The following is a 9239-nucleotide window of genomic DNA, read 5'->3' on the forward strand; positions in this document are numbered from 1 at the left end:
GAGGCTGGTCTCCCAGCTCCTCCACGCCCTCGTAGCGCACGGGAGACTCCAGGAAGCCGTGCAGGAAGGGCTGCACCCTGTTGAAGAAGATGGACGGGTCACACCGCTCGGGCATGCGCTCCAAGGTGCGGTGCACCTCTCGCTGGGCCGCGGCGATGCGCCGCAGTGCGTGCTCCAGCGCCTCGGGGTCATCCCGCGTCACGGCTTGCTGAGCGGTCACCCCGGCCTCCAGCATCGGAGCAGCGCGGGCCTCGAGGTCCACGTGTACGAGGATGAACCAGGACTCGTCCAGGCCTCCGAGAAATGTCTGGAGCGCAGTCAGGTTCCCCAAGGCGATGGGACCCTCGGGATCGAGCCGCCGCCAGTTGTTCAGCCCGTGTGCGGCATACGAGAGCACGGGGGGACGGCCGAGCCGATGTGCCACACGAAACCAGGGCACCGCCACGCTTCGCGGCACAGTCCGCTCCGGGGGGTGAGAGCCCTTCTCCCAGACCGCCGCGTGCCCGAAGAAGGACAGCAGCTGCATGGCCCGCTCCAGGTGCCGGGGCTCCTCCAGATGGAGAGTCTCCAGCAGCGGGAGCCGCGAGAGGTGTTCGCGCGCCCTGCCAGCCGCGAGCAGGGCGGGCAGCTCATGGCCCAGCTCCTCCCAGGGCGCGAAGGCCGCAGGCAACCAGGGACAAGGGTCCTCCACCGGCAAGAAGCCACGCCCAGGCCGGCCGGGTGTCCAGTAGCTGCCGTCCATTGCCCGTGCCTCTCAGCTCCAGTCGGAGTGGACGAAGCCCGCCTCCGGCTTGTCGCGGCGCTGATAGGTGTGGGCGCCGAAGGCGTCGCGCTGGGCCTGGGTGAGGTTCTGCGGCAGCTCGGCGCTGCGGTAGCTGTCCAGGTACGCCAGGCTGGCGGAGAACACCGGCACGGGGATGCCCACCCGCGCCGCCGTTCCCACCAGGCGCCGCCACGCCGTCCCCAGCTTCGTCAGCACCGGAGCAAAGGCGTCCGAGACGACGAGGTTGGGCAGCTCCGGCTGCTGGGTGAAGGCCTCGCGCAGCGGGCTGAGCAGCTTCGCGCGGATGATGCAGCCTCCTCGCCAGATGCGCGCCATCTCCGCCAGCGACACGTTCCAGTGATGCTCCTTCGAGGCCGCCTGGATGAGCCGCATGCCCTGCGCGTACGTGACGACACGGGCGGCGTAGAGCGCGTCATGCGCCCACGAGACGAGGTTCGTCTTCTCTTCCTCCGTGAGCACCAGCGGCAGGCCGGGGAGCTTGCTGCTGGCCGCCACGCGCTCCTCCTTCATCGCCGAGAGGTTGCGCGCGTCCAGCGCCGCGGCGATGGAGGGCACGGGGATGCCCAGGTCCAGCGACACCTGCACCGTCCATTTGCCGGTGCCCTTCTGGCCCGCCTTGTCCAGCACCAGGTCCACCAGCGGCTTGCCCGTCTCCGGGTCCTTCTTGCGCAGCACCTTGAGGGTGGTCTCCAGCAGGAAGGACTCGGCGATGCCCTCGTTCCACTTCGTGAAGATGTCCGCCAGCGCGTCCGCGGACAGCCCCAGCCCGCGGCGCAGCACGTCATACGTCTCCGCCAGCAGCTGCATGTCCGCGTACTCGATGCCGTTGTGCACCATCTTCACGAAGTGGCCCGCGCCATCCGGGCCCACGTGGGTGACACACAGGCCCGACTCGGCACGCGCGGCGATGGCCTCCACCACCGGGCGGATGAGGGCATACGCCTCGACGGGGCCGCCCGGCATCAGCGAGGGGCCATGGCGCGCGCCCTCCTCGCCGCCGGAGACGCCCATGCCAATGAAGTGCAGGCCCTTCTCCCGGTAGGCCTTCTCGCGGCGCTGCGTATCGAGGAACCACGAGTTGCCGCCATCAATCAGCACGTCCCCCGGCGACAGCAGGGGCGCCAGCTGATCCATCATCTGATCCACCGCCGCGCCCGCCGTCACCATCAGCAGGATGCGGCGCGGGCGCTCGAGCATCTGCACGAACTCTGCCAGCGAGCCCGTGCCCTTCATCTCCGGGTGCCCGTGCTTGGCGTGGATGGCGTCGATCTTCTCCGGGTGCCGATCCCACGCCGCCACCTTGAAGCCATGGTCCGCGACGTTGAGCGCGATGCTGGCGCCCATGACGCCCATGCCGGCCACGCCGAACTGGAACTGGCCCTGGGAATTCGCTGCTGAAGTCATAGCGTCCTCCTGGTGGATCCGCCCGCACGGCGGATCCGTGACACCTTCACTGCCCCGCCGCCGATCGATCCAAGATCCACACGGCGTTCTTCACCCGCCCCGCGGGGAGATCCTCGCCCGCGAACACCCGCCGCACCGCCTCCCGCTTGCCCTCGCCCGCCACCGCGAAGAGCACCTGGCGGGCCTCGTTCAGCACCGGCAGCGTGAGCGTCAGCCTCCACGGCGGAGGCTTGGGCCCCACCACCGCCAGCACCCGCCGCTGCTGCTCCTCCACGGCGGCCAGGCCTGGGAACAGCGAGGCCGTGTGCCCGTCCTCGCCCATGCCCAGCAGCACGACGTCGAGTGTGGGGGGCAGCAGCGCCTCGTAGTCCCGCGCGGCCGCATCCCGGTCCTCGCGCTCACCCTCCATGCGGCGGACCTGCTCGAGCTTGATGCCCGCGGGGCGGAAGAGCGTCTCCTTGGCGAGGAAGTAGTTGCTCTCCAGGTGGTCGGGCGGCACGCACCGGTCGTCCGCGAAGTAGAAGTCCACCCGCTCCCACGGCACGGGCATGGCCGCCAGGGTGCGGTAGATGGGGCCGACCGTCTTCCCTCCAGAGAGCGCGAAGCTGCACCGCCCGCCGCCCGAGAGCGCTCGCTGGAGCGCGCCCGCGAGCCACTCCGCGGTTCGCTGTGCAAGCTCCTCTGACTCCACGACGATCTTCTGCGCCGGGCTCATGTGAGCACCGTCCAGCGCCGGCCGTCCCGCGCCAGCAGCGCCGCCGCCGCATCCGGGCCCGCGCTCCCAGAGGTGTACTCGTGAATGTGCCCACCCAGGCCCGACTCCAGCGCCCGGAGGATGGGGGTGACGTAGCCCCACGCCTCCTCCACGCTGTCCTTGCGCGCGAAGAGGGTGGCGGTGCCGCGCATGCAGTCCAGCAGCAGCCGCTCGTAGGCCTCGGGCACCGGCCTGGCGAAGGACTCCGCGTAGCCGAAGTCCATGGTGACGCCGGCGATGCTCACGTCCTCGCCGGGCACCTTGGACTCGAAGGAGAGCGCGATGCCCTCATGGGGCTGGATGCGCAGCCGCAGCACGTTGGGCTCCAGGCGCTGGCACGCGTCTCCGGTGCTGAACAGGCTGATGGGCACCGGCTTGAAGTGGATGGACACCTCCGTCAGCCGCTTGGAGAGCTTCTTGCCCGCGCGCAGGTAGAAGGGCACGCCCTGCCAGCGCCAGTTGTCCACGTTCATCTTCATGGCCACGTAGGTGGGCGTGCGGGAGTCCTTCGAGACGCCCTGCTCCTCGCGATAGCCGCGGTACTGCCCCGCCACCACGTGGGTGGCCACGTCGCTGCCCTCCAGCGAGCGCAGCGAGCGGAACACCTTGTTCTTCTCGTCGCGGATGTCCTCCGCGCCAAACGAGGTGGGCGGCTCCATCGCGCACAGCGCCAGCACCTGCAGCAGGTGGTTCTGCACCATGTCGCGGATGACGCCCGTCTCGTCATAGAAGCGCCCGCGGCCCCCCTCCATCCCCAGCACCTCCGCCGCGGTGATCTCCACGTGGTCGATGTAGTTCCGGTTCCACAGCGGCTCGAAGATGAGGTTGGCGAAGCGGAAGACGAGGATGTTCTGGACCGTCTCCTTCCCCAGGTAGTGGTCGATGCGGAAGATCTGCCGCTCGTCCAGCACGGAGGACAGGTTGCGGTTCAGCTCGCGCGCCGTCTCCAAGTCACGCCCGAAGGGCTTCTCAATGACGAGCCGCCGCCACGGTCGCTTCCCGGCCTGCTCCTCGCGCGGCAACAGCCCTGCGCCGGACAGCCCCCCCAGCAGGGAGGGGAAGGTGGAGGCGGGGGTGGCCAGGTAGTAGAGCTGGTTGCCCTGGGTGCCGTAGCGCTTCTCGGCGTCCTCCAGGTGTTCGCGCAGCCGCGTGAAGGCGGCCGGGTCGTCATAGGCGCCGGAGATGCACTCCAGCCGCGAGGCGAAGCGCTCCCAGGTGGGCCCGTCCAGCGGCTGGGTGCGGGCGAACTTCTGGAGGCCCTCCCTCACCTGGGCACGGAAGGCAGTGTTGTCCTGCGCGGAGCGGCTGAAGGCCACCACGCCGAACTGCTCCGGCAGCAGCCCGGAGCGCGCCAGCTCGAAGAGAGCAGGGAAGAGCTTGCGCTGGGCCAGATCTCCGGTGGCTCCGAAGAGCACGACGAGGCACGGGTCCGGCCGGGCCGCGCGGACGATGGGATCGCCCTCGCGGGGGATGGTCTCGATGTGGAGGCCCTGAGCGTCCATGCTGGCTTCCTTTGGAACTGAAGCGGTGGATGGAGGCGTCACCTTAAGAGGCTTTGCCCCCGGATGTCTTGGGAACCGCCAGCAGTGTCGTCACGCGTTCACTTCCCGAGCGCGATGGCGGACCCTACGAATGCGGACACCTTCTCGAAGCCCTGTGGGGCGTTGAGCAGCGTGGCGCTCGCCTCTCCCCACTGGGTGATGCCGTGCGGGAGCAGCTGGCGGAGATCATACCTGGCGCCCCGGAACTCGAACTCCTGGCTCCAGGTGAGGGAGGCCGTGAAGACGTTGAGCGACAGCAGGTTGCCTCCATTCTTGGGGGCGCTGAAGGTTGTTCCCATGACGACGCTGGCACGGCGGAACGTGGCGATGGGCTCGCCATCGGAGAACGAGTCGGGGTGATCGAAGGACGCGCCCGGGCGCCGCTTCAGGTACAGGGTGAACTCGCCGACCGCATCGAGTCCCAGGGACAGGTCTCCATTGGTGACGGGCTGGGCGGTGAACGGGGCCGAGCGGAAGGTGAAGCAGGCGGTCTTCTCGCTGGGGGGGCCATCGAAGAGGCTCCCCTCGATCCCTTGCAGGTGGAGGAAGTAGCCCAGGTCCTGCGTCGTCTGGTCGGTCGCTGCGTAGAACCGCCCCGTCACGTACCAGGCGACGCTGGCGGCTCTCAGAGGTTCGATCATGCCGGGCAGGGTAGCTGAGCGGCGCCGGACAAGGACATGCCTGAGCGCCTGCATGTCGGCCGAGGCGGGGGTTGCCGCCTGCTCGGGAGTCCGCCAAGAGGGCCGGGAAGGTGGTATGCCCAGGGGGCTATGACCTCTCCTGTGGCTCTCATCACTGGTGGCTCGCGCGGCGTGGGCAGGGCTGTCTCCCTGAGGCTCGCCAAGGCGGGCTATGACATCGTCTCTACCTACCGGCGTGACGCCGAGGCTGCCGCCGCGCTGGCCAAGGAAGTCGAGGCGCTCGGCCGGCGCTGCCGCACCGTCGTCGCGGACCAGCTCGAGCCCGCGAGCCTTCACGCCGCCTTTGACACCCTCCAGCAGGAGTTCGGCGGGCTGGACGTCTTCGTCGCCAACGCGGCCTCCACCGCCTTCGTGCCGCTGATGCAGATGAAGCTCCACCAAATGGACAAGACGTTCAACGTCACGGTGAAGAGCTTCGTGCTCGGCGTGCAGCGCGCCGTGCCCCTCATGGCGGGCCGCAAGGGCCGCATCGTCGCCGTGTCCGGCATGGACTCGCGCATGCCGCTGCCCTTCCATGGCTTCCTCGGCGCCATGAAGGGCTCCATGGAGATCCTCGTGAAGTACTTCGCCGCCGAGCTCTCTGGCACCGGCATCCGCGTCAACGCCGTGAACCCGGGCTACATCGACACCGACTCCAGCCGCTTCTACATGGGCGAAGCGTGGAACGCCCTGGAGGCCCGTGTGAAGGAGACCGTCCCGGTGGGCAACATCGCCAGCGCGGACGAGATCGCCCGTCCCATCGAGTGGCTGTGCTCCGAGGGCTCCTCCTACATCAACGGGCAGACGATCGTCGTCGATGGGGGCCTCGAGGTGAACTACGGGATGAACCTCGCCGTCCAGCTCTCTCAGCCGTCCAAGTGACGGACTGAGCTCCCGCGTCACACTCGAACCGAGGGGCCTCTTCCTGTCATGCTGAAGTACCTCGTCACCCTCGCGTTCGGGCTCTGCTTCCTGCTCACCGCGCCGGTGTGCACGGTGCTGGGCACCGTGCTCTGGCTCGTCTCGGCGCCGTTCGATCGGAACCGGGCCCTGCTGCACGCCTTCGTGTGCGCCTGGTGCCACCTCTTCTACCTGCGCCTGTGGCCCGGCTGGCGGGTGAGCGTGGAGGGGCGCGAGCTGCTGCCTCGCGGCCCGGCCGTCCTCATCTCCAACCACCAGTCCGCCATGGACATCGTCACCACCATGGGCCTGTTCCACCCCTTCAAGTTCGTGGCCAAGGCCTCGCTCTTCAAGGTGCCCATGGTGGGGTGGATGATGTCGCTGATGCAGTACGTGCCCGTGGAGCGCGGGCACGCGCAGGCCATGGAGCGGATGCTGGAGCAGTGCCGCGGGTGGCTCCGGCGCGGGGTGGCCGTGCTCATCTACCCCGAGGGCACCTATGCCCCGCCCGGCCAGCCGCTGCCCTTCAAGCGCGGCGCATTCCGGCTCGCCATCGAGGAGCAGGTGCCCGTGGTGCCGGTGGTCCTGGAGGGCACCACGGACATCATCGAGGGGGACGGCCCGCGGATGCATGCGCGTGCCAGGGTGCGCGTGCGCGTGCTGCCGCCGCTGCCCCCGGAGTCCCTCGGCAGCGATCCAATGGCCCTGGCCGCGCGCGTCCGCGCCCTCTACTTCGAGGCGCTCGGCCTGCCGCCCCCGGCCGCGGAGAGCGCCGAGGAGAGGAGCTCACAGTGCGCCTGAGTCTCTCCTGAGGGAGCTCAGCCCGTCGTCCAGCCCTTGGAGCGCTGGGAGGCCTCCTCCAGCGTGTGGGCCAGCATGAGCGCCGGGCCGGTGAACTCCTCCAGCTCGTCCGCGGTGGAGGGCACGTTGCGGCGCTCGGCCTGGATCCAGCCGGCCTTGATGTGGAAGTCCGCGTAGAGGCTGGACAGCTCATAGAGGTGCTGCTGAAACCCCTCGTTCCGGAGCACCCGGGCCGTTGCGGAGGAGAGGTTCTCCAGATCGAAGAGCTGGTCGAACGGATCATCGCCGATCTCCTCGTCCTGCTTGCCGAAGAGCCGGAGCACCTTGTCGCCGAGGCGCTCCCGCTCCAGCGAGAAGTCTGGAGGGAGCGCGCCCTGGAGCGAGAGGTGCAGCACCGTCACAGTGTACCGGTGCTTGCCAGAGCCCCGTGACTGGGTCTCCAGCTTGAGCGGGTAGCCTTCGTAGTCGCCCTCGATGTGGAGGCCCTCGGCGTGCATTCCATGACGGCTGGCGAACTCGGCCCAGGCCTCGACTCGCGCCTTGTGCGTCCTCCAGGCGAAGTACGCGATGAGCCCCACCAGGGACAGTGAGGCCGCCACAGCGAGCAGGACGAAGAGCGGTTCATACATGGCCGGGATTCTGCCCTCAGGCTCCGAGCCGAGGAAAGGTGGGGGCCGGTGCAGGTGGGTTTCATGGAGTGAGCAAGGCCCCCACTGGTAGTCTGCGGGGCATGCATTCACTCTGTGCAGGCCTTGTCCTCCTGACGCTGCTGGCCTCTCCAGCGCTGGCGGCCGTCCCCAGTGGTTTCCAGGAGACGACCTATAGCTCCTCGGCGCTTGTCCCCTCTACCGGGCTGGCTTGGGCGCCCGATGGCTCGGGGCGGCTCTTCATCCTCAACAAGAACGGCACCGTGCGCGTGGCGACGATGCGCGATGGCGCGCTCGTCACGCAGAGCAACACGCTGGTGACGACGGTGTTCGCGACGGAGACTGTCCACACCAACAGCGAGTGTGGCCTCATCGGCCTGGCGTTCGACCCGAACTACGCGGTCAACCGCTACGTCTATCTGTTCGTGACAGCCACCGCCTCCAAGCAGCAGATCGTCCGCTACACGGACGCCAATGGCGTGGGCACGGCGCGCGCGGTGATCGTCGACAACCTGCCTACCGCCGGACAGAACCATGATGGCGGAGCCGTGGGGTTCGGTCCGGACGGGAAGCTGTACTGGGCCATTGGCGATCTGGGCAACGGCACGGGGGTGGATGCGGATCTCACCTCGCTGGCCTCCAAGGTGGGCCGCGCCAATCCGGATGGAACTCCCGCCAACGACAACCCCTTCAACGACGGCGTGGGCCCGAACAACGAGTACATCTGGGCGCGGGGCCTCCGGAACCCGTTCACCTTCACCTTCCAGCCGGGCCCGGGGAGGCTGTGGGTGAACTCGGTGGGGACGAGCTACGAGCAGATCTTCGTCATCGGCAAGGGGGACCACGCGGGCTACAACGACTACGAGAACAACCAGCCGGCGGGCTACATCACCCCGGTCATCAAGTACCGGACCAACGGCACGGACACGCGCAACCTCACCGCGACCGGCGCCGTGCGCAGCGGGGGCACCGTCACCTTCACCACCGCGAGCACCCACCGCTTCCGCAAGGGCGAGAAGATCACCGTGGCCGGTGTGACGGACGCGAGCTTCAACGGGACCGTGTACATGGCCAGCAGCCTGAGCGACACCCAGTGGACGGCGGCGCAGGCGGGGCCGGATGCGGCGAGTGGTGGAGGCACGGCGCAGACGCAGAACCTGGGGGGCTCCATCACCGGGGGCGTCTTCTACGACTCCACGCTCTTTCCACCCGAGTACCGCGGCAACTTCCTCTTTGGGGACTACAACTCCCACAGGCTGGTGCGTGCCACGCTGGCGGGGGATGGCACGGTGGCCACGGTGGATGCGTGGGCCACGGGCTTCAACCAGGCCGTGGACATGGACGTGGGGCCAGACGGCGCGCTGTACGTGGTGGGCGTCGCGGCAGGCGTCGTCACCCGGGTCCAGCCTCTGGCGTCCGGACAGAAGCTCATCATCTCGGCGCTCAACCACCACATCCTCGAGGGTGGCAGGATCATCTTCACCGTGCGCCTGGCGGAGGCTCCCACGGCGGATGTCGCGGTCAGCGTGCAGCGGACCTCGGGCGACGCGGACCTGACGGTCGTGAGCGGCTCGCAGCTCCTCTTCACGGGGGCCAACTGGAACCAGCTCCAGAGCGTCACGATCGACGCCGCCGAGGACGCGGACTCCAACCCGGATACCGCGCTCTTCGCCGTGTCCGCAGCGGGGCTGAGCACGGAGACGGTCCAGGTGACCTCCATCGACAACA

The 9239-nt window shown here is 68.7% G+C and carries 9 protein-coding genes; 3 read left to right on the plus strand and 6 right to left on the minus strand.

Translation table 11 applies throughout. The features are described 5' to 3' along the window. The 5 genes from VD972_RS30385 to VD972_RS30405 all read right to left on the minus strand — a co-directional run. Positions 1-670 (minus strand): hypothetical protein (locus VD972_RS30385; RefSeq protein ID WP_324992270.1); only part of this gene is annotated, 670 nt, incomplete at its 3' end. Positions 671-754: 84 nt separating this feature from the next. Continuing rightward, entirely contained in the window at positions 755-2188 is a 1434-nt protein-coding gene (gndA, locus tag VD972_RS30390) for an NADP-dependent phosphogluconate dehydrogenase (RefSeq protein ID WP_324992271.1), read from the minus strand. 46 nt (positions 2189-2234) lie between these two features. Further along, entirely contained in the window at positions 2235-2903 is a 669-nt protein-coding gene (pgl, locus tag VD972_RS30395; RefSeq protein ID WP_324992272.1) for a 6-phosphogluconolactonase, read from the minus strand. Continuing rightward, positions 2900-4444 (minus strand): glucose-6-phosphate dehydrogenase, encoded by a 1545-nt coding sequence (gene zwf / locus VD972_RS30400; protein WP_324992273.1) that lies wholly within the window; start codon positions 4442-4444, stop codon positions 2900-2902. Before zwf ends, pgl begins: the two co-directional genes overlap by 4 nt. A 98-nt stretch (positions 4445-4542) precedes the next feature. Next, a complete protein-coding gene (locus VD972_RS30405; RefSeq protein WP_324992274.1) occupies positions 4543-5124 on the minus strand; it encodes a hypothetical protein in 582 nt (193 codons plus the stop codon). Between the two features lie 141 nt (positions 5125-5265). On the opposite strand from VD972_RS30405, the gene VD972_RS30410 reads away from it, so the two are divergent. Further along, positions 5266-6045, plus strand: a complete 780-nt coding sequence (locus tag VD972_RS30410; RefSeq protein ID WP_324992275.1) for an SDR family oxidoreductase — start codon at positions 5266-5268, stop codon at positions 6043-6045. 51 nt (positions 6046-6096) lie between these two features. Then, entirely contained in the window at positions 6097-6864 is a 768-nt protein-coding gene (locus tag VD972_RS30415; RefSeq protein WP_324992278.1) for a lysophospholipid acyltransferase family protein, read from the plus strand. Positions 6865-6881: 17 nt separating this feature from the next. On the opposite strand, the gene VD972_RS30420 is transcribed toward VD972_RS30415, so the two are convergent. Then, positions 6882-7493 carry a hypothetical protein gene (locus VD972_RS30420; protein WP_324992276.1) on the minus strand — a complete coding sequence of 204 codons (612 nt, stop codon included), beginning with the start codon at positions 7491-7493 and terminating at the stop codon, positions 6882-6884. Between the two features lie 101 nt (positions 7494-7594). Here VD972_RS30420 and VD972_RS30425 point away from each other — a divergent pair. Continuing rightward, a partial coding sequence (locus VD972_RS30425; protein WP_324992277.1) for a PQQ-dependent sugar dehydrogenase occupies positions 7595-9239 on the plus strand: 1645 nt, incomplete at its 3' end.

The organism is Hyalangium sp., from assembly GCF_035629615.1.
In the GTDB taxonomy this organism is placed as follows: domain Bacteria; phylum Myxococcota; class Myxococcia; order Myxococcales; family Myxococcaceae; genus Hyalangium.